Annotated in this window: 18 protein-coding genes and 1 pseudogene; 15 read left to right on the top strand and 4 right to left on the bottom strand. The window is 70.8% G+C overall.

Translation table 11 applies throughout. The features are described 5' to 3' along the window. Positions 1-130 precede the first annotated feature (130 nt). Together recN and ACFWP7_RS21595 are read left to right on the top strand one after the other, a co-directional pair. Positions 131-1861, top strand: a complete 1731-nt coding sequence (gene recN / locus ACFWP7_RS21600; RefSeq protein WP_384383172.1) for a DNA repair protein RecN — start codon at positions 131-133, stop codon at positions 1859-1861. Between the two features lie 359 nt (positions 1862-2220). Further along, the gene (locus tag ACFWP7_RS21595; protein ID WP_384383170.1) at positions 2221-3357 is read left to right on the top strand and encodes a glycosyltransferase family 4 protein; all 1137 of its coding nucleotides are present in this window, start codon (positions 2221-2223) and stop codon (positions 3355-3357) included. 13 nt (positions 3358-3370) lie between these two features. On the opposite strand, the gene ACFWP7_RS21590 is transcribed toward ACFWP7_RS21595, so the two are convergent. The 3 genes from ACFWP7_RS21590 to ACFWP7_RS21580 all read right to left on the bottom strand — a co-directional run bounded on the left by ACFWP7_RS21590 (position 3371) and on the right by ACFWP7_RS21580 (position 8405). Next, positions 3371-4999, bottom strand: coding sequence for a PucR family transcriptional regulator (locus tag ACFWP7_RS21590; protein ID WP_384383168.1), 1629 nt, complete (start codon positions 4997-4999; stop codon positions 3371-3373). A gap of 74 nt (positions 5000-5073) precedes the next feature. Beyond that, positions 5074-6462: an FAD-binding oxidoreductase gene (locus ACFWP7_RS21585; protein ID WP_384383166.1), complete on the bottom strand. Its 1389-nt coding sequence runs from the start codon at positions 6460-6462 to the stop codon at positions 5074-5076. A 140-nt stretch (positions 6463-6602) separates the two neighbouring features. Then, positions 6603-8405, bottom strand: coding sequence for a glycoside hydrolase family 15 protein (locus ACFWP7_RS21580; RefSeq protein WP_384383164.1), 1803 nt, complete (start codon positions 8403-8405; stop codon positions 6603-6605). Positions 8406-8869: 464 nt separating this feature from the next. On the opposite strand from ACFWP7_RS21580, the gene ACFWP7_RS21575 reads away from it, so the two are divergent. From ACFWP7_RS21575 to ACFWP7_RS21515, 13 genes and pseudogenes are all read left to right on the top strand, one after another. Continuing rightward, on the top strand, positions 8870-10546 hold the full coding sequence (locus ACFWP7_RS21575) for a CTP synthase (protein WP_384383197.1): 1677 nt from the start codon (positions 8870-8872) through the stop codon (positions 10544-10546). 126 nt (positions 10547-10672) lie between these two features. Continuing rightward, positions 10673-11299 (top strand): NUDIX domain-containing protein, encoded by a 627-nt coding sequence (locus ACFWP7_RS21570; protein WP_384383162.1) that lies wholly within the window; start codon positions 10673-10675, stop codon positions 11297-11299. A gap of 390 nt (positions 11300-11689) precedes the next feature. After that, a complete protein-coding gene (locus ACFWP7_RS21565) occupies positions 11690-13741 on the top strand; it encodes a tetratricopeptide repeat protein (RefSeq protein WP_384383160.1) in 2052 nt (683 codons plus the stop codon). Between the two features lie 172 nt (positions 13742-13913). Beyond that, positions 13914-15029: an alanine dehydrogenase gene (gene ald / locus ACFWP7_RS21560; RefSeq protein ID WP_384383195.1), complete on the top strand. Its 1116-nt coding sequence runs from the start codon at positions 13914-13916 to the stop codon at positions 15027-15029. A gap of 389 nt (positions 15030-15418) precedes the next feature. Next, positions 15419-16546 (top strand): ParA family protein, encoded by a 1128-nt coding sequence (locus tag ACFWP7_RS21555; protein WP_384383158.1) that lies wholly within the window; start codon positions 15419-15421, stop codon positions 16544-16546. Beyond that, positions 16531-17091, top strand: coding sequence for a hypothetical protein (locus ACFWP7_RS21550; RefSeq protein WP_384383157.1), 561 nt, complete (start codon positions 16531-16533; stop codon positions 17089-17091). The genes ACFWP7_RS21555 and ACFWP7_RS21550 overlap by 16 nt, the downstream gene beginning before the upstream one ends. A gap of 19 nt (positions 17092-17110) precedes the next feature. Next, positions 17111-18223 carry a segregation/condensation protein A gene (locus ACFWP7_RS21545; RefSeq protein WP_384383156.1) on the top strand — a complete coding sequence of 371 codons (1113 nt, stop codon included), beginning with the start codon at positions 17111-17113 and terminating at the stop codon, positions 18221-18223. Beyond that, positions 18220-18876 carry an SMC-Scp complex subunit ScpB gene (gene scpB, locus ACFWP7_RS21540; protein ID WP_384383155.1) on the top strand — a complete coding sequence of 219 codons (657 nt, stop codon included), beginning with the start codon at positions 18220-18222 and terminating at the stop codon, positions 18874-18876. The genes ACFWP7_RS21545 and scpB overlap by 4 nt, the downstream gene beginning before the upstream one ends. Continuing rightward, the gene (locus ACFWP7_RS21535; RefSeq protein WP_384383154.1) at positions 18876-20153 is read left to right on the top strand and encodes a pseudouridine synthase; all 1278 of its coding nucleotides are present in this window, start codon (positions 18876-18878) and stop codon (positions 20151-20153) included. The genes scpB and ACFWP7_RS21535 overlap by 1 nt, the downstream gene beginning before the upstream one ends. A 325-nt stretch (positions 20154-20478) precedes the next feature. After that, positions 20479-21087 carry a TIGR03086 family metal-binding protein gene (locus ACFWP7_RS21530; RefSeq protein WP_384383153.1) on the top strand — a complete coding sequence of 203 codons (609 nt, stop codon included), beginning with the start codon at positions 20479-20481 and terminating at the stop codon, positions 21085-21087. Between the two features lie 182 nt (positions 21088-21269). Continuing rightward, complete coding sequence (locus tag ACFWP7_RS21525) at positions 21270-22028, top strand: NUDIX domain-containing protein (RefSeq protein ID WP_384383152.1); 759 nt, start codon at positions 21270-21272, stop codon at positions 22026-22028. Further along, complete coding sequence (locus ACFWP7_RS21520) at positions 22025-23047, top strand: ADP-ribosylglycohydrolase family protein (protein WP_384383151.1); 1023 nt, start codon at positions 22025-22027, stop codon at positions 23045-23047. The genes ACFWP7_RS21525 and ACFWP7_RS21520 overlap by 4 nt, the downstream gene beginning before the upstream one ends. A 3-nt stretch (positions 23048-23050) precedes the next feature. Beyond that, positions 23051-23845 (top strand): annotated as a pseudogene (locus ACFWP7_RS21515) (DNA polymerase beta superfamily protein). On the opposite strand, the gene ACFWP7_RS21510 reads toward ACFWP7_RS21515, so the two are convergent. Then, positions 23750-24514: a DNA polymerase beta superfamily protein gene (locus ACFWP7_RS21510; protein ID WP_384383150.1), complete on the bottom strand. Its 765-nt coding sequence runs from the start codon at positions 24512-24514 to the stop codon at positions 23750-23752. The pseudogene ACFWP7_RS21515 and the gene ACFWP7_RS21510 sit on opposite strands and share 96 nt — an antisense overlap. Between the last annotated feature and the right edge of the window lie 5 nt (positions 24515-24519).

The following is a 24519-nucleotide window of genomic DNA, read 5'->3' as shown; positions in this document are numbered from 1 at the left end:
CTGCTTTTGTACGGTGACCCACTCCGGCGGGTGACAACGGACCCTTTGTGGGTCCTTGTCACCTGCGCCTTCGCACCTGAGGGGTGGGGGCCGTCGCACATCCGGTCCCTGACCTCGTAAGGTCGGGGGCGTGTTGGAGGAGATGCGGATACGGTCGCTCGGAGTCATCGACGACGCGGTGGTCGAGCTGTCGCCAGGCTTCACCGCCGTGACCGGTGAGACCGGTGCGGGCAAGACGATGGTGGTCACCAGCCTCGGGCTGCTGCTGGGTGGGCGTGCCGACCCGGCCCTGGTACGGATCGGCGCCAAGAACGCGGTCGTGGAGGGGCGGATCACCGTGCCCCCGGGCGGGACCGCGGTCCTGCGGGCCGAGGAGGCCGGAGCCGAACTCGACGACGGGGCGCTGCTGATCAGCCGTACCGTTTCCGCCGAGGGGCGCTCGCGGGCTCACCTGGGCGGGCGTTCCGTGCCCGTGGGGGTGCTCGCCGAGCTCGCCGACGAGCTCGTCGCCGTGCACGGCCAGACCGACCAGCAGGGGCTGCTCAAGCTGTCCCGGCAGCGGCAGGCGCTCGACCGGTACGCGGGGGACGCGGTCGCCGTGCCGCTCGCCAAGTACGCCGGTGCCTACCGTCGGCTGCGCGCGATCTCGGCCGAGCTGGACGAGATCACCACGCGTGCGCGTGAGCGGGCCCACGAAGCCGACCTGCTGCGCTTCGGACTCGACGAGATCGCGGGGGTCGAGCCGCGGGAGGGCGAGGACGTGGAGCTGGCCGCCGAGGCCGAGCGGCTCGGCCACGCGGAGGCGCTGGCGTCGGCCGCCACGGTCGCGCACGCGGCGCTCGCGGGCAATCCCGAGGACCCCGAGGGCATCGACGCGGCGACGCTCGTCGCGGGGGCGCATCGGGCCCTTGAGGCCGTACGTTCGCACGACTCCTCGCTCGGTGCGCTGTCCGGGCGGATCGGGGAGGTCAACATCCTGCTGCGGGATGTGGCCGGGGAACTGGCTGGCTACGCCGACGATCTCGACGCCGATCCGCTGCGGCTCGCGGCGGTCGAGGAGCGCCGGGCCGCACTGACCCAACTCACCCGGAAGTACGGCGAGGACATCAACGCCGTACTCTCCTGGGCCGAACAGGGCGCCGCGCGGCTCCTCGAACTCGACGGCGACGACGAGCGGATCGACGAGCTGACCGCCGAGCGGGACACGTTGCGCGCCGAACTGGGCGGACTTGCCCAGGGGTTGACGGAGGCCCGTACGGAGGCCGCCGAGCGGTTCGCCGCCGCGGTGACCGCCGAGCTGGCGTCGCTCGCCATGCCGCACGCGCGCGTGTCGTTCGAGATCCGGCAGACCGACGACCCCGAAGGCGTCGAACTCGGCGGCCGTACGGTCGCGTACGGGCCCGCGGGTGTCGACGAGGTCGAGCTGCTGCTCGCCCCGCATCCGGGCGCGCCGCCCCGGCCCATCGCCAAGGGCGCATCCGGCGGTGAGCTCTCGCGCGTGATGCTCGCGGTGGAGGTCGTCTTCGCGGGTACGGATCCGGTGCCGACGTATCTGTTCGACGAGGTCGACGCCGGTGTCGGCGGCAAGGCCGCGGTCGAGATCGGGCGGCGGCTCGCCCGCCTGGCGAAGACCGCGCAGGTCGTGGTCGTGACGCATCTTCCGCAGGTCGCCGCGTTCGCCGACCGGCAGTTGCTCGTCGAGAAGACCAACGACGGGTCCGTGACCCGGTCCGGGGTCAAGGTCCTGGAGGGCGAGGACCGCATCCGTGAGCTGTCCCGGATGCTCGCCGGGCAGGAGCACTCGGAGACCGCCCGAGCACATGCGGAGGAGCTCCTGGCGACCGCCCGAGCGGACGGGTAGCCGCAGGCGGGCGGGGCGTCTCTCCGCCGCTCCGCGGTGTGGCTTTGGCCCGCTCCGCGGGCCGATCTCCGCCGCTCCGCGGCGGTTTCCCCGCCGGCCCGCCCCTTCGACCGCTCCGCGGCCCCCGTATCCGGACCGCTCCGCGGCCCTCACTCATGTGAGTGACTCAAGTCCCCAAGTTGGGCGGGGGCGTCGTGATCCGGTTCCGGCGGTGGTGTCTGAACGCTCGGGCGGCCTGGCATCCTTGGCGTTGTGTGCGGAGCGCGACGTGCGGTACACCCCCGCTGTACGTTTCTCCGCACGATTCTTCTGTACGTTTCTTCGTGACCGTCCGACGCCGAACCAGGAGCCCCGGCCACGTGAGCCACGTGAGCAGCCACTCACCGCACGGCCAGTCGCCGCTGCGCACCGTGCAGGTGCTCGGCGGTGGGAGTGCGCGCAGTAGTGCGCATGTGCGGTCGCTGACCTCGGGTCTCGTCGCCCGGGGCGTGCGGGTCACCGTGTGCGCCCCCACAGATGCGGATCGCGCCTACGGGTTCACCGGTGTGGGCGCGCGGCATGTTCCCGTGCCGCGCAGCCACGACCCCGCCTCGGTGGCTGCGCTGCGGACGGCCTGCGCGGACGCCGATCTGGTGCACGCGCACGGGCTGCACGCCGCGCTGAGGGCGATGTTGGCGCTGAGTGGGAGGAGTGTCCCGCTCGTCGTCACCTGGCACACCCGTCCGCACGCCGAGGGTGCGCGAGCGCATCTGCTGCACATGCTCGAGCGGCGGGTCGCCAGGGCGGCCGCGGTCGTTCTCGGCACGTCCTCCGATCTGGTGGACCGGGCCCGCAGCAGGGGCGCTCGTGACGCGCGGCTGGCCGCCGTCGCGTCCCCGGTGCCGCGCGGTGCCGTCGAGAGCGGGGACCCCGACCGGTTGCGGCACAAGGCGCGGGCCGAACTGGGCGCCACCGACCGCCCGTTGCTCATGGCCGTCGGTTCCCTCGACCGGCACCGCGGGTACGACATTCTGCTGGACGCCGCCCGCGCGTGGCGCGATCTCGATCCCCTGCCGCTGCTCGTGATCGCGGGGGAGGGGCCGCTCCGGACGGTGTTGCAGCGCCGAATCGAGGACGAAGGGCTGCCCGTCCGCCTGGTCGGACGGCGCGACGACATCACGGAGCTCCTTGCAGCGGCCGATCTCGCGCTGCTGCCGAGCAGTTGGGAATCCCGGTCCGTGCTCGCGCAGGAGGCTCTCCACGCGCGCGTGCCGCTCGTCACGACCGCCGTCGGCGGCATCCCCGATCTGGTCGGCGACGCGGCCGAACTCGTCCCGTACGGGGATGTGGAGGCGCTCGCCGAAGCCGTCGTACGCCTTCTTCAGGATCCCGCCCGCCGGGAGTTCCTGAAGGAGAAGGGCGTTCTGCAGGCGGCGACCTGGCCGACCGAGGACGAGACGGTCGCCCAGGTGCTCAGTGTCTACGACGAGTTGACCCAGCCGAGACCTCTTGGCTGAGGCGGCTGCCCGGTCAGGACACATGCCTCCGGGCCCGCAGCGCCAGGCTCAACGCCAGTACGCTCTGCGGGTCGTCCAGGTCGGTGCCGAGCAACTCCCCGATCCGGGCGAGGCGGTTGTAGAGCGTCTGGCGGTTGAGGTGCAGCTTGCGGGCCGTCTCCGCCTTGCGGCCCGCGTGGGCGAGGTACGTCTCCAGGGTCGGGAGAAGCGGCGGCTTGGAGCGGTTGTCGTGGTCGTGGAGGGGGCCGATGGCGCGGTCCACGAAGGCCGCCAGGTCCGGGTGGCCGCGCAGGCGCCACAGGAGCAGGTCGATGTCCAGGCGGCGGGCGTCGTACCAGGGGCGGTCGCTCAGGCCCTGCGCGGCCGTCGCCGTCTCCGCCGCGTGCCGCAGTCCCGCCGAGGCCGCCGCCCAGCCGCCCGCCACGCCGACGACCACCACCGGCGGCTGCGCGCCGGGTCGCTGCATGCCCGCGCGCTCCACGCCCGCCCTGAGCGCCGCCGCGACCCGGTCGGCGACGGCCGGGCGTTCGGACTCCGAGCGCAGGCCCAGCAGGAGCGGGACACGGCCCTCGACAGGTCGTACGCCGAGCAGGACGGGCACTCCGACCGAGGCCAGCTCCTCCGCGACCGCGCGGGCCAGGACCGCCCAGCCGCCGCCGGGGGAGAGGCCGTCGGTGAGCCGCATCACGACCGGCAGGAGCGGGCTGGTGCCGGGCTTGAATCCGAGCACCCGGGCCTGTGCCGGCGCGTCCTGCGCCTCGATACGGCCCTCGGCGAGGTCGGTGAGGAAGTCGCCGCGGCCGCGCGCCGCGAGCTCCTCCTCCTGGCGTGCCTGCATGAAGACGACGGCGAGGATGCCGGCGGCCCGCTCCGCCGCGAGCCGGTGCACCGGGGCGATCGGGGTGCTGATCGGCAGCATGACCAGCCGGGCCCGTACCGAGCCGGTGCCTGGACCGCCCCCGGGGACGTCCACGAGGGTCGTTCCGGCGGGCGGTTCCTCCTTGTGGTGGCCGCGCATCCCCTCCCACACCTGGAGCGGATCGGTGCCCGCGCCGCCCGACCCGGCGGCGTACAGGAGCTGTCCCTCCGGCGTTTCCAGGAACACCGGATTGCCGCTGAAGTCCGCGAGGATCCCGAGGACCTGGGGTACGCCGCCCCCGCCGAGCAGCGCCTCGGTGCATCGTCGGTGCACCTCCTCGGCTCGCTGGAGCAGGGCGTAGTGGCCGTTGACGATCTCGGTGTGGATCTCCTCCGTGACGGCCACGAAGGGCACCTCGCGGTGCAGCTGGACGAGCGGGAGACCGGTGGATCGAGCCGTCTCCACGAGGGCCGCGGGCAGCCGGGTGAAGCGCGGGCCGAGCTCCACCACGAGGGCCGCGATGCCGCGCTCGGCCAGTGTGCGGACGAAGGCGCGCTGGTCGGCGGGGCGGGTGCCGAGGCCGTACCCCGTGGTCAGGAGTAGTTCGCCGCCCTTGAGGAGCGAGGCGATGTTCGGGACCTCGCCCGCGTGCACCCAGCGCACGGTGCGCTGCAGCCGGTCGGCCCCGGCGAGGATCTCCGGGAGCCCACCGCGCAGCCCGGGCAGCTCCAGCGCCCGCTGCACGGTGATTCCGGCGCCCTGGGTGTCGTAACGGCTGTCCATGGTCCCGGACGCTACCCGTCGGCACGTTCCGGAACATCTCCGGCCCGTTGCGCGAGTGGGAGTGACCGCCGCGCTCAGCCGGGCACGGGGGCGATGTTGTGGTTGAAGCGGAAGACGTTGTCGGGGTCGTACTGCGCCTTCACCGCGGCCAGGCGGCGGGTGTTCTCGGCGCCGAGGCCGGCCACCACCCGGTCGTCGCCCTCGTCGCCGATGAAGTTGAGGTAGACCGCTCCGGTGCTCCACGGCTGGACCTCGGCGCGGACGCTCTTGACCCAGCGGACGCAGTTCTCGTCGTCGGCCGGATCCTCCCAGACGCCGAAGGGGTGTACGGCCCATGGCGCGTCCCGGTAGGGCACAGGGAACTCGGCGGGGCCCGTGGCGATCGCGCCGCCCAGCGGGAACAGGACGTGCTGGGTGCCCGTGGGTACGGGCATGGTGTTCCCGAGGGCGCAGAAGACGTCCACGAGTTCGTCGGGCAGGCCCGTCAGGTACTCGGCGGACCAGTGGTTCCGCATGCTGGGCGGGTCGTCGAGCATGCACTGGAAGTCGGCGTAAGGGAGGGCGGTGACGATCTCGGCCTCGTGCGGCAGGGCGAGGAGCGGCTGGGCGAGTTTGCGCAGGCCCTCCTCGCCGCCCGCGTACGTCAGGAGCGCGCAGCAGAGCCGCCTGCCGACCAGGTGCTCGGGGATGAATTCCTCTGGCGGGCCGGTCAGGTAGATGATGCCCCCGCTCGCCTCTGGCGGTCCCGTCGCGATGATCTCGCGATAGAGGCGGACCACCTCGGGGCCGCTCTCCGGCAGGTAGAAGAGCATGGCGACGGAGAACTCGGGCAGCTCGTGCAGCTTGAGGGTCAGCGCGGTGGCGATACCGAAGTTCCCGCCGCCGCCGTGCAGGGCCCAGAACAGCTCCGGGTTCTCCTCGGCGCCGGCCCGGACCGTGCTGCCGTCCGCGGTCACCAGCTCGACGCCGAGCAGATTGTCGATCGCCAGGCCGAACCGCCGGTCCAGCCAGCCACTTCCACCGCCCAGCACGAAGCCGCCGACACCCGTCGTCGAGACCCGGCCGCCGGTGGTCGCCAGGCCGTACGGCTGGGTGGCACGGTCGAGATGGCTCATGAAGGCGCCGCCCTGGACCCGTACCGCCTGGGAACCCGGATGGACCGTCACGTCGTGCATCGGGCGCAGGTCGACGACCAGACCACCGTCGTTCAGGGCCATGCCGGACACGCTGTGGCCGCCGCCGCGCACCGCGATCGGCAGGTCAAGCTCCCGCCCGAAGCGCACGGAACGGACGACATCGGCTTCGCTCGCGCACTGCGCGATCACCGCCGGGCGCCGGTCGATCATCCCGTTGTGGAGCGACCGGGCCTCGTCGTAACCCGGGTCGTCCGGGGCCAGTACCTCACCGGCCAGATCCGCGCGGAACGCGGCGAGAGCCGCGCCCGCCTTGGAGAGGGGAGCCATGGCAGCCGCCCCTTTCAGCAGGGGACAGGACTGCCTCTCAGCCTAGGCGGGCACGGCGGATCGGGCGCGTTCAGATGTATTCCGATGTATTCGGAGGTATTCGGACGTATTCAGGCGTTTCCAGCGAGCGTTGATCGCGTTCAGCCGCCGTACGCTCCCGAAGCGGTCAGCCTGAGTGCCGTGTCGATCAGCGGAACGTGACTGAACGCCTGCGGGAAGTTCCCGACCTGGCGCTTGAGCCGGGGGTCCCACTCCTCGGCCAGCAGGCCCAGGTCGTTGCGGAGCGCGAGCAGCCTCTCGAAGAGCTTGCGGGCCTCGTCGACCCGCCCGATCATCGCGAGGTCGTCCGCCATCCAGAACGAGCAGGCCAGGAAGGCACCTTCGTCGCCCTCCAGGCCGTCCACTCCCGCGTCCTCACCGCTGGTCGGATAGCGCAGGATGAAACCGTCCGAGGTCGACAGCTCACGCTGGATGGCCTCGATGGTGCCGATCACCCGCTTGTCGTCCGGCGGCAGGAAGCCCATCTGCGGGATGAGGAGCAGCGAGGCGTCCAGCTCCTTGGAGCCGTACGACTGCGTGAACGTGTTGCGCTCCTTGTCGTAGCCCTTCTCGCAGACGTCCCGGTGGATGTCGTCGCGCAGCTCGCGCCACTTCTCCAGCGGGCCGTCCGCGTCACCGGACTCGATGAGCTTGATCGTGCGGTCGACCGCGACCCAGGCCATCACCTTGGAGTGCACGAAGTGGCGGCGCGGGCCGCGGACTTCCCAGATGCCCTCGTCCGGCTGGTCCCAGTGGTCCTCCAGGTAGCGGATCAGCTTGAGCTGGAGGAGCGAGGCGTAGTCGTTGCGGGACAGGCCCGTCATATGGGCGAGGTGCAGGGCTTCGGTGACCTCGCCGTACACGTCGAGCTGGAGCTGACCCGCGGCGCCGTTGCCGACGCGGACGGGCCCCGAATTCTCGTACCCGGGAAGCCAGTGGAGCTCCGCCTCGCCCAACTCCCGTTCGCCCGCGATGCCGTACATGATCTGCAGGTTCTCGGGGTCGCCCGCGACCGCGCGCAGCAGCCATTCGCGCCAGGCACGGGCCTCTTCGCGGTAGCCGGTGCGCAGCAGCGAGGACAGGGTGATGGCCGCGTCACGCAGCCACGTGTAGCGGTAGTCCCAGTTGCGTACGCCGCCGATCTCCTCCGGGAGCGAGGTCGTGGGCGCGGCGACGATGCCGCCCGTGGGCCCGTACGTCAGGGCCTTGAGCGTGATCAGGGAGCGGACGACGGCCTCGCGGTAGGGGCCGTGGTACGTGCACTGGTCGACCCAGTCGCGCCAGAACTCCTCGGTGGCCTCAAGGGACTCCTCCGGCTCGGGCAGCGCGGGGGGCGCCTTGTGCGAGGGCTCCCACGAGATGGTGAACGCGATCCGGTCACCGGGCGCCACCGTGAAGTCGGCGTACGTGGTCAGCGCCTTGCCGTAGGTCTCGCAGGCGGTGTCGAACCACACGGAGTCGGGACCGGCGACGGCCACCGTCCGTCCCTCGTGCTTGTGCACCCAGGGCACGACACGGCCGTAACTGAAACGCATCCGCAGCGCGGAGCGCATCGGGACCCGACCCGTGATGCCCTCCACGATCCGGATCAGCTGCGGCGCGCCGTCGCGCGGGGGCATGAAATCGGTCACTCGGACCGTGCCGCGTGGGGTATCCCACTCGGATTCCAGGATCAGCGAGTCGCCGCGGTAGGTGCGCCGCGCCGCCATCGGCGGTTTGGCGTCGGCCGCGTGCGCCGGGCCGAGCCGCCAGAATCCGTGTTCCTCCGTGCCGAGCAGTCCTGCGAAGACGGCGTGGGAGTCGAAGCGGGGCAGGCACAGCCAGTCGACTGTGCCGTCCCTGCAGACCAGCGCGGCTGTCTGCATGTCTCCGATGAGTGCGTAGTCCTCGATGCGCCCGGCCACGTGCAACTCCAGTCGAACGGCTACCTCGCCCCCAGCGGGGCGGTCGCTCTTTGCGGTCAAGGGAACGTTGGTGATGCGTCGCTGCGAAACGTCAATGAGTTCGGTGCGATTGTCGTTGCGGAACGAACTGACGAGCTCTCGTGTTCCGGGATACGGACAGGGATGGTGCCGTGTGTCGGCCGGGCTCAGCAGCGAGTGTCCGAGCAGGATACGACGCACCTGGAAGATCCGCGTGCCGCTCCCGGTAACCCGGCTGGGCCGATCGAGTGAGTGACGTGTGGGGCGCGTGGCGACGTGTGTGCGGAGCGTGGCCGGAAGCGGCCTCTCCGCGTCGCTGATACCCTGGTAGCCCGTGGACCGGTGGGAGAAAAACCCCCGAACCGCAGCGACGGCACCTCCGGAGATCCCCGGACACCACGCCGGTACGCACCCCAGACCGCGACCACGGGAGCCCCCTCTTGGCCATGACGCCCGCTGCTTTTCGAAACAACGCAGCCACGACGACAAAGCACATCTTCGTCACCGGGGGTGTCGCCTCCTCCCTCGGCAAGGGCCTCACGGCCTCCAGTCTGGGTATGTTGCTCAAGGCGCGGGGACTGCGGGTCACGATGCAGAAGCTCGACCCGTACCTGAATGTCGACCCGGGCACCATGAACCCGTTCCAGCACGGTGAGGTGTTCGTCACCAACGACGGCGCCGAGACCGACCTGGACATCGGCCACTACGAGCGTTTCCTCGACGTGGACCTGGACGGCTCGGCCAACGTCACCACCGGCCAGGTGTACTCCACGGTCATCGCCAAGGAACGGCGCGGCGAGTACCTGGGCGACACCGTGCAGGTCATCCCGCACATCACCAACGAGATCAAGCACCGCATCCGCCGGATGGCCACCGACGACGTCGACGTGGTCATCACGGAGGTCGGCGGCACGGTCGGCGACATCGAGTCGCTGCCCTTCCTGGAGACGGTCCGTCAGGTCCGCCACGAGGTCGGCCGCGACAATGTGTTCGTCGTCCACATCTCGCTCCTCCCGTACATCGGCCCCTCCGGGGAGCTGAAGACGAAGCCGACCCAGCACTCGGTTGCGGCACTGCGCAACATCGGTATCCAGCCGGACGCGATCGTGCTGCGCGCCGACCGCGAGGTGCCCACCGCCATCAAGCGCAAGATCTCGCTGATGTGCGACGTCGACGAGGCAGCCGTGGTCGCGTGCATCGACGCCAAGTCGATCTACGACATCCCGAAGGTCCTGCACACGGAGGGCCTGGACGCGTATGTCGTCCGCAAGCTGGACCTGGCGTTCCGCGACGTGGACTGGACGGCCTGGGACGACCTGCTCGACCGCGTCCACAGCCCGCTCCACGAGATCAAGCTCGGGCTGGTCGGCAAGTACATCGACCTCCCCGACGCCTACCTCTCGGTCACCGAGGCGCTGCGCGCCGGCGGTTTCGCGAACAAGGCCCGCGTGACGATCAAGTGGGTCACCTCGGACGACTGCAAGACCCCGGCCGGCGCGGCCAAGCAACTCGGCGACGTCGACGCGATCTGTATCCCCGGTGGCTTCGGCGACCGCGGTGTGTCCGGCAAGGTCGGCGCCATCCAGTACGCCCGGGAGAACAAGATCCCGCTGCTCGGCCTCTGTCTCGGCCTGCAGTGCATCGTGATCGAGGCCGCGCGCAACCTGGCCGACATCGCCGACGCCAACTCCACCGAGTTCGACTCCGGCACCGCTCACCCCGTCATCTCGACCATGGCCGAGCAGCTCGACATCGTGGCGGGCGAGGGCGACATGGGCGGCACCATGCGGCTGGGCATGTACCCGGCCAAGCTCGCCGAGGGTTCGATCGCGCGCGAGGTGTACGACGGCAAGGAGTACGTCGAGGAGCGCCACCGTCACCGCTACGAGGTGAACAACGCCTACCGCGCCGAACTGGAGAAGAAGGCCGGTCTGCAGTTCTCCGGAACCTCGCCGGACGGCAAGCTCGTCGAGTACGTCGAGTACCCGCGCGACATCCACCCGTACCTGGTCGCGACCCAGGCGCACCCCGAGCTGCGCTCCCGCCCGACCCGCCCGCATCCGCTCTTCGCGGGTCTGATCAAGGCCGCGGTGGGACGTAAGACAGGCAAGACAGCCAAGTAACACAAGGGTTGTACGGTGGCCGGGGTGTGTGCCTTTCGAGGGGTGCACCCCGTTTTCCGTTGCGGGTACCGGTAACGGTTTCCTGTGCGGGGCCGGTTTCTTTTTGCACGTGTGGGAGGACAGGGCATGACCATCAAGGACACCGCCGAGGAGTGGGAGATCAGGGCGAGCGAGATCCCCTTCGTCGGCAACAAGACCTCGGTCCGTACGGACGACGTGGTCATGCCCGACGGATCGGTCGTCCGCCGTGACTACCAGGTCCATCCCGGCTCCGTGGCGATCCTCGCTCTCGACGAACAGGGCCGCGTCCTGGTGCTGCGCCAGTACCGCCACCCCGTGCGCCACAAGCTCTGGGAGGTCCCGGCCGGACTTCTCGACATCCCCGGCGAGAACCCCCTGGACGCGGCCCAGCGCGAGCTCTACGAAGAGGCGCACATCAAGGCCGAGAACTGGCGTGTCCTCACCGACGTCTACCCCACGCCCGGTGGCTGCGACGAGGCCGTCCGCATCTTCCTGGCCCGCGACCTCTCCGAGGCCGAGGGAGACCGCTTCGAGGTCGAGGACGAAGAGGCCGACATGGAGCTGGCCCGGATCCCCGTCCAGGAGCTCGTACGGGGCGTGCTCGCCGGAGAACTGCACAACAACTGCCTCGCCGTCGGCGTGCTTTCGCTGGTCGCCGCGCAGCACGGCGACGGCCTCGACACACTGCGCCCGGCGGAGGCGCCGTGGCCGGCGCGCCCCTTCGAGGTGTAGACGCCGTACAGCGAAGGTCCCCCGGTCGGATGATCCGATCGGGGGACCTTTCGGTTGTGCTCTGCCCGGTTCGTCGCATTGCGTGAACTAGGCTGCCCACTGCCCGTAGCCGAAGCGACAGGCTTGCAGTTCGGGAGCACCGATGGCCTCGATGTCCAGACCGCGTCCAGCACCTGCGAGGGGTGCAGAGGCGATGGGCTGCGCCCCGCAGCTCGGGCATCTCAGCCCGGCGGTCATCACGCCGTCGACGTCCCGAAAAACCGGGTCCACCGGCCGCAGCCGGAATTGTGCCTGCAGGACTCGGGTGTGTGCCCAGCCAGCATACGGATTACAGCGGGTTCGTGTGGTGCTCTTGCGACAACCCGCCCTCGGCGGGAAGGGAGTGTGACGGTGGCGGAGCAGGCGGTCGCATCGGACGAGCAGGCGGCGGAGGCGGAGCCCGGCGACCAATTCCTAGGCCGCACCCGGGAGTTGAAGGAACTCCGGGCCGACATCGAGCGCGCAGGCCTTGACACCCTCTCGGGCCGCAAGGCGCCACGCGCGCGCGTGCTGCTCATCGCCGGCAAGCCCGGCTCGGGGCGCACCGCGCTCGCCGAGGAGCTCGCGGAGCAGGTCGCCGAGAGTTACCCCGACGGCGTGCTGCGCGCCCGGCTCACCGAACCCGACGGCACCCCGGTGCCCACCGAGCGCACCGCACGGGAGCTGCTCACCGCCCTGGAGCGGCCCACACCGCCCGGCGCGGACGCCGACGACCTCGGCGAGGCGCTGCGCGAGGCACTCGCCGTCCGCCGCGTCCTGCTCGTGCTGGACGACGCGGCCGACGCCGAACAGGTCGACGCCCTGCTGCCGGACACGCCGGACTGCCTGGTCGTCGCCGTGTCCGGCGGACCGCTGACCGGCATCGCGGATGTCCGCCCCTGCACCCTGGGCGGCCTGGACACCACGTCCGCACTCGAACTGCTCGGCCGCTTCACCGGCGCGGTGCGCATCACCGTCGACCCGTTCTCCGCCGAAAACCTGGTCGAGCTGTGCGCCGGCCAGCCCGCCGCCCTGGTGCTCGCCGGCGGCTGGCTCGCGTCCCGTCCCCAGTCGGCCGTCGCCGACCTCGCCAAACACCTGCGTACCGAGGGTGACGAGGGCTCGCCGCTGTCCCGCATGTTCCGGCTCACCTACGCCTCGCTGCCCAGCGCCGCCGCGCGGATACTGCGGCTGCTCTCACTCGCCCCGGCCGGTCTGGTCGACCCGCACACCGCGTCCGCGCTCGCCGGCTGCTCGGTGAACGCCGCGCGCACCACCCTGGACGACTTCACCCGCCTCGGCCTCCTGCGGTCCGTCCGGTCGCCGCTGCCGCAGTACGAGGTGCCCGGCTGCCTGCAACCGCTGCTGAGCGCCCTCACCGAGACCCACGACCGCCCCGCCGAGCTCCAGCTGGCCCGCGCCCGGATGCTGGAGCGGACCGTACGGCTGCTGGCGTCCTGCCGCGCCATCACCGAGACCGACAGCTCGCCCGCCCGCGAGAAGCTCGCCGGAATGCCCCGCGCCCTGCGCTTCCCGAACCCGCGGGCCGCCGCCGACTGGCTGCGCATCCGGCAGCCCGCGCTGCTCGCCTCGGCCCGGCTCGCGGTCGCCGACGGCGAGCTGGACACCCTGGCCCGCCGCCTGATGGCCGCGCTGGTACGGGCGATGGTCGCGCACATCGGTACGCAGGCCGCCGCTCCCGAGTTGTACGGCATCCACCGGCTCGTCCTGGATGTCGCCGAGCGCCGGAAACTGCCGCGCGAGATGGCCGCGGCCCTGCTGAACCTCGCGGATCTGGACGCGCAGACCGGCCGTACGCCCGAGGCGCTGGCCCGCTACCGGGCCGCGCTCAACGCCGGACGCGAGGCGAACGACCCGTATGCGACCGGTCGCGCGATGGAATCCGTAGGCGGCGCCCACCAGGAGCTCGGGGACTATGACCGGGCCGCGGACTGGTACGGGCGGGCGCTCGCCGAGCGGCTCGCGCGCGACGAGCGCGTGGACGCCGCCCGGCTGTACGGCCGTATCGCCACCGCGCACACCTACGCGGGCCGCTACGGCGAGGCGCTGCGCAACTGGCGGGCAGCCGTCACCGGACACCGCAAGAACGGCGATGTGGCCGCCCAGGCAAGGGCGTTGAGCGAGCTGGCACGTGTCCAGGAGTACGCCGGGCGGCCCGAGGAGTCGCTGCGCACCTGCCAGGAGGCGGCCGAGTGGGCGCGCCGCGCGGACGACGTACGACTGCAGGCCGCGTTGCAGCTCCGGCTGGCCGACACCCTGGACCGGCTCGGCGACCCGGCGGCCGCCCGGCTGCACCGGGGTGCGGCCGAGCGAATGCTGGGTGACGAGCTCCCGGAGAGCGCATCAACCAGGGAACAAGACGCTAACGCCTGCGAAATCCGTAGTACATCCGAAGAAGATTGATGCATTGAAAGGCTAGACAGAGGGAATCCCTTCATTAGACTGGCTCCGCCGCGTCCTTTCGTGGTGTCTCCCGGTGTGCTCGCGTACGTCGGGTATGACATGCAATGCCCCGGCTCGCACCGCCTCGGCATGCACAGCCCCAGAACCCTCTGAGCCAAGGACCGTGATCGACGTGTTGGTCGGCATCCCCCGCGAGGTCAAGAACAACGAGTTCCGGGTGGCCATCACCCCCGCCGGCGTGCACGAGCTGGTGCGCCACGGCCACCAGGTCCTCATCGAGCAGAACGCCGGTCTCGGCTCCTCGATCACGGACGACGAGTTCGTCGCCGCCGGTGCGCGGATCCTCGCCACCGCCGACGAGGTCTGGGCCGCCGCCGACCTGCTGCTCAAGGTCAAGGAGCCCATCGCGGAGGAGTACCACCGCCTCCGCAAGGACCAGACGCTCTTCACCTACCTGCACCTGGCCGCCTCCAAGGCGTGCACGGACGCGCTCGTCGAGTCCGGTACCACGGCGATCGCGTACGAGACCGTCGAGCTGCCCGGTCGCGCGCTGCCGCTGCTCGCCCCGATGTCGGAGGTCGCGGGCCGGCTGGCTCCGCAGGTCGGCGCCTACCACCTGATGCGCTCGGTCGGCGGTCGTGGTGTGCTCCCCGGTGGCGTCCCCGGCACGCAGCCCGCGCGGGCCGTCGTCATCGGCGGCGGTGTCTCCGGCTGGAACGCCACGCAGATCGCCGTCGGCATGGGCTTCCACGTCACCCTGCTCGACCGCGACATCAACAAGCTGCGCGAGGCGGACAAGGTCTTCGGCACCAAGGTCCGGGCGATCATGTCCAACTCGTTCGAGCTGGAGAAGGCCGTCCTGGACGCCGATCTCGTCATCGGTGCCGTCCTCGTCCCGGGCGCCAAGGCGCCGAAGCTCGTCACCAACGAACTTGTTTCGCGGATGAAGCCGGGAAGTGTTCTTGTCGACATCGCGATCGATCAGGGTGGCTGCTTCGAGGACTCGCGTCCGACCACCCACGCCGAGCCGACCTTCCCGGTCCACAGCTCGGTCTTCTACTGCGTCGCCAACATGCCGGGCGCCGTGCCGAACACGTCGACGTACGCGCTCACCAACGCCACGCTTCCGTACATCGTGGAGCTCGCGAACCGCGGCTGGGTCGAGGCGCTGCGCCGTGACGCCGCCCTCGCCAAGGGTCTCAACACTCATGACGGCAAGGTGGTTTACCGCGAGGTCGCCGAGGCGCACGGCCTTGAGCACGTCGAGCTTGAGTCCTTGCTCGGCTAAGTCATCAACGGGTAAAAAGGCGATACGTCAACACGGCTCGTCAACACCGCACACCGGGCCGGACCTTGCCCGACAAGGTCCGGCCCGGTGTGTGTCGGGTCACTTTGTGACACTCGTTCAACTCGCCGCGAAGGTAACTCTTTAGCCGATTCGTACACCGGTGAAACCTACTGTGCGACGGCCTTACGCCCTTGACAGAGGGGTGTTCGGTTGCCGACACATCGGGTCGGGTCCGGCGGATTGTGTTGCTGCGGACCGGTGACACGCCATAGAGTCGCCAACCGTCGGCATGGTGCCACGCTGACCTATCGAGAAGTTTCCTGGTCACCAAGGAGGTAAGACGACTTGTGAATGAGTCGACATTTACTCCCGGGGGTGGTCAACCAGGAATGCCGACGCGGGGCCAGGGCCCCACGGGGCTCGAGGCTGTCGGCTCCGTCGCTGTCCGCACCTTCGCAGCCCAGAAGAGTCCCCGGATGACTCAGACAGCACACCCGAGCATGGATGGCCATCACGTGAACGCCATGGCCGGCAACGGAAGTGGCGAGAACCGCACCCACTTCGCCGACTTCGACGAACTGCCCGAGGGGCACTTCTACGACCCCGACGCCGAGTACGAGCCCGATCCCGAGTACGCGGCCACGCTCGCGCCCGACGCGGCCCGTCAGCGCCGTGAGCGCGTGGGTCCGACCGGACGTCCGCTGCCGTACTTCCCGATCCCGGGCCCGCTGACCGATCACGGCCCCGCGACCATCGTCGCGATGTGCAACCAGAAGGGCGGCGTCGGCAAGACCACGTCGACCATCAACCTGGGTGCCGCGCTCGCGGAGTACGGACGCCGGGTCCTGCTCGTCGACTTCGACCCGCAGGGCGCGCTCTCGGTCGGTCTCGGCGTCAACCCGATGGAGCTCGACCTCACCGTCTACAACCTGCTCATGGAGCGGGGCATGGCGGCCGACGACGTACTCCTGAAGACAGCGGTCCCGAACATGGACCTGCTGCCCAGCAACATCGACCTGTCCGCCGCCGAGGTGCAGCTGGTGAGCGAGGTCGCACGTGAGTCCTCGCTCCAGCGCGCACTGAAGCCGCTGATGGCTGACTACGACTACATCTTGATCGACTGTCAGCCCTCGCTCGGACTGCTCACCGTCAACGCCCTGACGGCGGCCCACAAGGTGATCGTGCCCCTGGAGTGCGAGTTCTTCGCACTGCGCGGTGTCGCGCTGCTCACCGAGACCATCGAGAAGGTCCAGGAGCGGCTCAACCCCGAGCTGGAGCTCGACGGCATCCTCGCCACGATGTACGACTCCCGCACGGTGCACAGCCGTGAGGTGCTCGCGCGGGTGGTCGAGGCGTTCGACGATCACGTCTACCACACGGTCATCGGGCGCACGGTGCGCTTCCCGGAGACCACCGTCGCCGGTGAGCCGATCACCACGTACGCCTCCAACTCCGTCGGTGCCGCCGCTTATCGTCAGCTCGCCAGGGAGGTGCTCGCCCGGTGTCACGCCGAGTGAGTCTGCCGGGGGCCGACGAACTGTTCCGTACCACCGGGGGGATGGCGCTCCAGTCGTCCTCGCCGTCACGCCGGACGAACGGCGAGGCCCGGGTGCCGGGTCCTGCGGGCGAGAGCGACTCGGCTGCCGCCGGGGACGACGCGCCACAGTCGGTTCCCGTCCAGGGCGGCGACGGCGAGGGCGACGAACACGTCGCCGCTGATTCCGGCGCGGGGGGCTCCCGCAGCCGGGGTGCCGGTCCGGAGCGCTCCGGGCCAGGTCAGGCGGCGCAGGAAGGTTCTGCCGCCGGGCAGTCGCGCAAGCGCCGGGGCCAGGGGCAGGGGCGCCGGCCCAGCGGGCGGGAGCGGCACGACGAGAAGATCACCGTGTACGTGTCCGCCGAGGAACTCATCGATCTTGAGCACGCCCGCCTCGTGCTCCGCGGTGAGCACGGTCTCGCCGTCGACCGCGGGCGGATCGTCCGCGAGGCGGTCGCCGTCGTGCTCGCCGATCTCGAATCCCGTGGGGACGCGAGCATTCTCGTACGACGGCTTCGTGGGCGCTAGGAGGTAGCCTGCGAGCGCTATGCCCTCGTATGACGCTTCCGTTCCCGCCTCCGGCCCCGGCGCCGGCCGTCGGCGTGTTCTGGGGCGGGGGCCTGGTGCGGCTCCGCCTCCGGGCGAGGAGCCGGGGGTGCCGGCGGCGGAGGTCGAGCCCGAGGCTCCCGTAGAGGCCGCGGTTCCCGCCGTATCCGAGGCTCATGCCGAGCCTGAGCCCCAAGTCTTCGTCGAGCCTGAGCCCGAAGTTTTTGTCGAGCCCGAGCCCGAGACTTCCGCCGGGCTTGAGATCCTTGCCGCATCTGCGCCCGAGGCCGTCGCCGAGCCCGATGACGGTGTGTTCAAGGTGCGGCTCGCGAACTTCGAGGGGCCCTTCGACCTCCTGCTTCAGCTGATCTCGAAGCACAAGATGGACGTCACGGAAGTGGCGTTGTCGCGTGTCACCGACGAGTTCATGGCGCACATCCGGGCGATGGGGCCGGACTGGGATCTCGACCAGATGACCGAGTTCCTCGTCGTCGCGGCCACCCTGCTCGATCTCAAGGCGGCGCGGCTGCTGCCGTCGGCCGAGGTCGAGGACGAGGGGGATCTGGCGCTCCTGGAAGCCCGGGACCTGCTCTTCGCGCGGCTCCTGCAGTACCGCGCGTACAAGCAGATCGCTGACATCTTCAACGCCCGTCTGGTGGAGGAGGCTCGCCGCTATCCCCGTACCGTCGGGCTGGAGGACCATCACGCCGAGCTGCTGCCCGAGGTGGTCATCAGCATCGGGGCGGAGGGGTTCGCGAAGCTCGCCGTGAAGGCGATGCAGCCCAGACCCAAGCCGCAGGTGTACGTCGACCACATCCACGCGCCGCTGGTCAGTGTGCAGGAGCAGGCGGGGATCATAGTGGCGCGGCTGAAGGAGCTGGGGGCGGCCAGTTTCCGTGACCTGGTCGACGACACCGACGACACCCTGACCGTCGTGGCCCGCTTTCTCGCCTTGCTGGAGCTGTACCGCGAGAAGGCCGTGTCGCTGGACCAGGACGAGGCCCTCGAGGAGCTGGTCGTGCGCTGGACCGGTGGGGACAGTGACGAGCAGCCGAAGGTGACGGACGAGTTCGACCGGCCGCCCGAGGTGCCCAAGGAGGAGAAGAAGGCGTGAGCGAGGACACCACCGAGATCCCGGCCGGGCCGCGCACCGTCGCCGACCTCGATCTCAAGCCCGCCCTGGAGGCCGTACTCATGGTCGTGGACGAACCCGCGACCGTGGAGCACCTCTCGAAGATCCTGGAGCGGCCGAAGCGGCGGATCGCGGACGCGCTGCGTGAGCTGGCCGACGAGTACACCGTCCAGGGACGCGGCTTCGAGCTGCGGCTCATCGCGGGCGGATGGCGGTTCTACACCCGGCCCGAGTACGCGACGGCCGTCGAACGCTTCGTCCTGGACGGGCAGCAGGCCCGGCTCACCCAGGCCGCCCTGGAGACCCTGGCGGTCGTCGCGTACCGCCAGCCGGTCAGCCGATCCAGGGTCTCGGCGGTCCGCGGAGTGAACTGTGACGGCGTGATGCGCACCCTCCTGCAGCGCGGTCTGGTCGAGGAGGCGGGCACGGAACCCGAAACAGGTGCGATCCTGTACAGGACGACGAACTACTTCCTGGAGCGAATGGGCCTGCGCGGCCTGGACGAGCTCCCGGAGCTCGCGCCCTTCCTCCCAGAGGCGGACGCGATCGAAGCAGAGACGCTGGAAGGGGTCCCGTCGTTCGATCCGGACGCACCGGATGCAGATGCAGACGACACGACGACGACGGAACTTTGATGCGAAGCAGTGGCAGCGGTAGTGGCAGGAACAGCGGGCGCGGCACCCCCCGCGGGACCGGCGGGGGCGGTAACCCGCGCGGGTCCGGTGGAGGCGGCAGCTCCCGCGGGACCGGTGGGGGTGGCAGCTCTCGCGGGGCCAGTGGGGGCGGCAGTCCCCGCGGAGCCGGTGGGGGCGGCAGCTCTCGCGGGACCGGTGCGGGTAACTCTCGCGGGACCGGTGGGAGTGGCAGCGCCCGGGGTACCGGTGCGGGCGGCTCCCAGCCGAGGAGCGCGGGAGGGCGCGACGAGCAGCCGAAGCGCGCCGGCAAGCCCCGTCCCGAGGAGCGCCGCTACGACGTAGGACCCGCCGCGTCCCACGAGGGACCGAAGTCCGGTCGCGGCAACGCGGCCCGCGGCGGCGCCAAGGGCGGTCCCAAGCAGGGCCAGCAGCGCGGCGGCCGTACGGAGCCCGCGCGTTCCCGCGAGTTCGAGACGCGGGCCGAGGAGCGCAACCGGGACCGGTACGCGGGCAAGCCGGAGATCAAGACGCCCAAGACGCACCCCGGGGCGGAGGAGGAGGGCGAGCGCCTGCAGAAGGTGCTCGCGCGCGCGGGCTATGGCTCGCGGCGTGCCTGTGAGGAGCTGGTCGAGCATTCCCGGGTCGAGGTCAACGGCGAGATCGTCGTCGAGCAGGGCATGCGCGTCGACCCGGAGAAGGACGAGATCAAGGTCGACGGGCTGACCGTGGCCACGCAGTCGTACCAGTTCTTCTCGCTGAACAAGCCCTCCGGTGTCGTCTCGACCATGGAGGACACCGAGGGCCGTCAGTGCCTCGGCGACTACGTGACGAACCGCGAGACGCGGCTCTTCCACGTAGGGCGGCTCGACACCGAGACCGAGGGCGTCATCCTGCTCACCAATCACGGTGAACTGGCGCACCGCCTGACCCACCCCAAGTACGGCGTGAAGAAGGTCTACCTCGCGCACATCGTGGGTCCGATCCCGCGCGACCTGGGCAAGCAGCTCAAGAACGGCATCCAGCTGGAGGACGGGTACGCGAAGGCGGACCACTTCCGTGTCGTCGAGCAGACCGGCAAGAACTACATGGTCGAGGTGACCCTGCACGAGGGCCGCAAGCACATCGTGCGCCGCATGCTCGCGGAGGCCGGCTTCCCGGTCGACAAGCTGGTGCGCGTCTCCTTCGGCCCGATCGCCCTCGGCGACCAGAAGTCCGGCTGGCTGCGCCGCCTTTCGAACACCGAGGTCGGCATGCTCATGCAGGAGGTCGACCTCTAGGAGTGCCCTGGGGCGCCCGTAGGGGTGCCCGTCGTTTCGGCCGGTTCCGGGATTGCCCCGGGACCGGCCGATGCGTTTTCCGCTCGCCGGGGGTCTGTACCGGTGAGGGAAGGGGGCGCGCGATGGGCGCCACGAGGGAGACGTGTCCGCCGGCCCGGCGGTCGTACGAGGGGTACGCCGGGCGGGGCTGCTTGCACTTGAGTGTCACACGTACGTGCCTGACGGCCCTGGAGGGCCGTGTGCGCCGTCCGCCGCACTCCGGGCCCGGTGGGCCGGGAAACGCGCCCGAGGAGCCTCTGAGGGCCTCTGGGACGGATGTGTCGACGTGAACTCCGCGGAGCTGCTGGAACGGTCGCTCGCGTACGCGCTGGGCAGCGTCGCCGTCGTGGCGCCGGGGAGTCTGGGGCGGCCCACGCCGTGCGCCCGGTGGGACCTGGGGGAGTTGCTCGGGCACCTCGACGACTCGGTGGACGCGCTCTACGAAGGGGTCGCCGCAGGGCGCGTCGGCCTGTGCCCCTCGCCGTGGGCCGCCGATCCCGTGTGTGCCTTCCGGAGGCGGGCGTGCGCGCTGCTCGGCGCCTGGGCGGTGATGTCCGACGAGGTGCCGTCGGCCGAGCCTTCGGTGGGAGTGGGGGACCGGTTGCTGGATCTCGGGCTTCTGGCGTCCGTCGGCGCCGTCGAGATCGCCGTACACGGATGGGACGTCGCGCAGGCGTGCGGGCGGCCGCGGCCGATTCCGCCGGCGCTCGCGACCGAACTGCTTCCTGTGGCGCGGTGCTTCGTGGCGGACGCGGACCGGGGTGGGCGTTTCGCCGAAGCGGTGGGCGTGCCGTCGTCCTGGTCCCGGCCCGAGGACCGGCTGCTGGCCTTCCTGGGGCGGCGCCCGAGCCCGCCGCGATTCCTTGCCGGGCCGGGTCTCGCCTGCCTTCCTTGACCTCACCGGAGCAAGGGCGTGGGGCCCTTGTGGCGGGAGCGCCGGTGGCGGTGTCGCCACTGTCCCGACCCGCCGACAGACGCTCGAATCAGCCCACTTGAAGGGTTGTGTGAGCTCGCTCACCTCACTTATAGTCGTGATGACTATTAGTCGTCCTGACCATAAACAGGGGGTGGGCGGACGTGCTCGCACGGGAAGGTCGAGCGCCTGGCGGCAACGCACCCGAGGGCTACGACAAGTACGCGTTCGAGCCCTTCGCCGTCACCGTCGACCTGGCCGTCCTGACGGTCCGTGCGGGCGCCCTCCAGGTGCTGCTCGTCGAGCGCGGGCAGGAGCCCTACCTGGGCCGCTGGGCGCTGCCCGGCGGTTTCGTGCTGCCGCACGAGTCGGCGGAGACGGCGGCGCGGCGCGAACTCGCCGAGGAGACCGGCCTGTCGGACATCTCCGGGCTCCACCTCGAACAGCTGCGGACGTACAGCGAGCCCCGCCGCGACCCCAGGATGCGCGTCGTCTCCGTCGCCTTCGCCGCGCTGCTCGCGGACCCTCCCGAGCCGCACGGCGGCGGTGACGCGGCGCAGGCCCAGTGGCTGCGGTACAACGCGCTCGATCCGCTCGCCTTCGATCACGACCGGATCCTCGCCGACGCCCACGAACGCGTCGGCGCCAAGCTCGAGTACAGCTGTCTCGCCACGTCCTTCTGCCCGCCCGAGTTCACCCTCGGAGAGCTGCGGCAGGTGTACGAGACCGTGTGGGGAACGGCGCTCGACCGGCCCAACTTCCGGCGCAAGGTGCTTGCCACGCCGGGCTTCGTCGACCAGGTCCCGGGTGCCGCGCGCCTCACCGGGGGCCGCGGCAAACCCGCCGCGCTCTACCGCGCGGGCGGCGCCACCACTCTGCACCCGCCCCTGCTGCGTCCCACCCAGGAAGGACGACCCACATGACCACCACGACGCTCGCGAAACGTGCCGCCACCGGATCCCTGCTCGGTCTCGCCCTCGGCGACGCGATGGGGTTCCCGACCGAGTTCAACTCCGTGCCGGCGATTCTCGCCAAGTGCGGTCCCTGGCGCGAGATGGAGCTGCCCAGGCCCGCGATCGTCACGGACGACACCCAGATGACGCTGGCACTGGCGCGCGGCCTGCGGACGGCGATGGACCGCGGCCTGCTCGGCCCGCTGCGGATGGAACGGCCGGTGCGCGAGGAGTTCGTGGACTGGTACCAGTCGCCCGACAACAACCGCGCCCCCGGCCGCACCTGCCTCGTCGCCTGCAACCTCCTGAAGAACGAGAAGCGCCCCTGGCGGGAGGCCAGCCAGATCGGCTCCAAGGGGTGCGGCGCCAACATGCGGGTGGCGCCCGTCGGGCTGGTGCGCGGGCTGAGCGAGGAACAGCGCGCGGGCGCCGCCCAGTTGCAGGCCGCCCTCACCCACGGGCACCCCACGGCGCTCGCCGCCGCCGACCTCACCGCGCACGCGATCTGGCTCCTCGCCAACGGAACCGAGCCGGTGGGGCTGGTCGGCCGGCTGCGCTCGTACGCGTACGAGAACCGCCACAACTACCACTCCCGCTGGCTCGGCGACCTGTGGACCCGAGGCCAGGACCCCACGGCGGAGCACTTCATCGGGCGCGGCTGGGACGAGTGCCTGGAGACCCTTGACCACCTCAGGCACGCACTGCGCACGGTCTCGCCCGAGGCCGACCCGTGCCTCGCCACCGGCGGGGGCTGGGTCGCCGAAGAGGCGCTCGCCACCGGCCTGTTGTGCTTCCTGATGTTCGTGGACGAACCCCTCACCGCCCTGCGCCGGGCCGCCTGCACCTCCGGCGACTCCGACTCCATCGCGTGCCTGACCGGCGCCTTCGCGGGGGCGTACCACGGTTCGGACGCGTGGCCGACCTCGTGGGCCGACCGTATCGAGTACCAGGGCGACCTCATGTCGCTGGGAGCGCTCTGGGACGCTTGAGGGATGACCGATCTTCTCGACATCGACCTGAAGGCAGTGGTGTCCGAACAGCCCGACCCGCTGCTGTTCGCCACCGTCTCCGGAGCGCACCTCTACGGATTTCCCGTCGCGTGACTCGGACGTCGATCTGCGGGGCGTGCACCTCCTGCCGACGGCCGAACTGGTCGGGCTGCGCGACCCGGACGAGACCCGGTCCCGGATGTGGGAGCAGAACGGGATCGAGATGGACCTGGTCACCCACGACCTCCGCAAGTTCGTACGACTGATGCTGCGCCGCAACGGCTATGTCCTGGAGCAGCTGCTCTCGCCGCTGGTCGTGCACACCACGGACGCCCACCGGGAACTGGCCGCCCTCGCCCCCGGCGTCCTCACCAGCCATCACGCCCACCACTACCGGGCCCGCCGCGGAGCGGCTGATGTCAACGTGCGACCACGCAGTGGCGGCTCTTCGAGAAGACCGGCGAACTCAAGCCGCTGCTCTACACGTTCCGTGTGCTGCTCACCGGTATCCACCTGATGCGCAGTGGTGAGGTGCAGGCCGATCTGCGCACGCTCATCGGGGAGACCGAGGCCCCCGCCTACCTGCCGGACCTGATCGCCGCGAAGGCGGAGCGGGAGCACGGGACCGCGGACGTACGCCGCGCGCGCGTGGAGGCCGATGTCGAGCGGCTGCAGGGTCTGCTGGACGAGGCGCAGGGCGTGTCAGCGCTGCCGGACGCTCCGTCCGTGTACGACGCCCTGCACGCGTTCGTCGTGCGGGTCCGGCTGGAGGGCTTTCGGGGGCACGGCGAAGGCTGAGGCGCGGCGGGTGCGGACCAGGAAGTCCTCGACGCGTGCCTGGTCCGGCTCGGCGGGGAGCGGGCTGCGGCCGGCCGCCTCGTCGGCCTCCGTCCCCAGCCGGGTCATCCAGGTCTCGAACCGCGGCCAGGGGACCTCGCCCCGCTTCACCGTGAGCAGCGGCTCGCGTTGGTCGCCGACGTCGATCGTGAGCTCGCCGGTGCGCAGCAGGTCACGGGAGCTCATCAGCAGGCGGAGGAGGTGCATGGCGTGCTTCCAGCGCGGGGCGCCGTGCCGGCGTACGTCCGCCTCCAGCTTCTTGCGCTGGCCGAGCGCGTAGCGGGTGAACGTCTCGTGAGCCCGCCGGGACAGGAACGCCTCGCGCAGGGCGAGGAGTTCGCGGCCCGTGTCGTCGACGTGCTCCACGACAGGGGAGTGCAGGCACTCCAGGATGTTCGGGTTCGCGCGCAGGGCCAGCTCGCAGAAGCGCTCCAGCTCCCAGCTGAACTGCTCCTCCGCCGGGCCCTCGACATGGGTCGGCGGCTTCTCGAAGCGCCAGAAGAGCGGGGTCGGGGCGAGGAACACGCCCCGGCGGTCCGTGTCGCTCGTGTCCGTGGCCAGGCCGAAGGCGCGCGAACCCATCACGCAGGAGTAGATCGTGTGGTCGCGCACCAGGGCCTCGGAGTCCATGTCCG

It is taken from the genome of Streptomyces sp. NPDC058470 (assembly GCF_042721055.1).
Lineage (GTDB): Bacteria > Actinomycetota > Actinomycetes > Streptomycetales > Streptomycetaceae > Streptomyces.
This window is presented reverse-complemented; position numbering and strand designations above follow the sequence as displayed.

Bases quoted from the DNA above. Each gene is read 5' to 3' on its own strand.
- ACFWP7_RS21510 (WP_384383150.1), bottom strand. From the start codon at position 24,514: ATGGACTCCGAGGCCCTGGTGCGCGACCACACGATCTACTCCTGCGTG.
- ACFWP7_RS21535 (WP_384383154.1), top strand. From the start codon at position 18,876: ATGCGAAGCAGTGGCAGCGGTAGTGGCAGGAACAGCGGGCGCGGCACC.
- ACFWP7_RS21585 (WP_384383166.1), bottom strand. From the start codon at position 6,462: ATGGCTCCCCTCTCCAAGGCGGGCGCGGCTCTCGCCGCGTTCCGCGCG.
- ACFWP7_RS21575 (WP_384383197.1), top strand. From the start codon at position 8,870: ATGACGCCCGCTGCTTTTCGAAACAACGCAGCCACGACGACAAAGCAC.
- ACFWP7_RS21590 (WP_384383168.1), bottom strand. From the start codon at position 4,999: ATGGACAGCCGTTACGACACCCAGGGCGCCGGAATCACCGTGCAGCGG.
- ACFWP7_RS21545 (WP_384383156.1), top strand. From the start codon at position 17,111: ATGCCCTCGTATGACGCTTCCGTTCCCGCCTCCGGCCCCGGCGCCGGC.
- ACFWP7_RS21555 (WP_384383158.1), top strand. From the start codon at position 15,419: ATGCCGACGCGGGGCCAGGGCCCCACGGGGCTCGAGGCTGTCGGCTCC.
- ACFWP7_RS21570 (WP_384383162.1), top strand. From the start codon at position 10,673: ATGACCATCAAGGACACCGCCGAGGAGTGGGAGATCAGGGCGAGCGAG.
- ACFWP7_RS21520 (WP_384383151.1), top strand. From the start codon at position 22,025: ATGACCACCACGACGCTCGCGAAACGTGCCGCCACCGGATCCCTGCTC.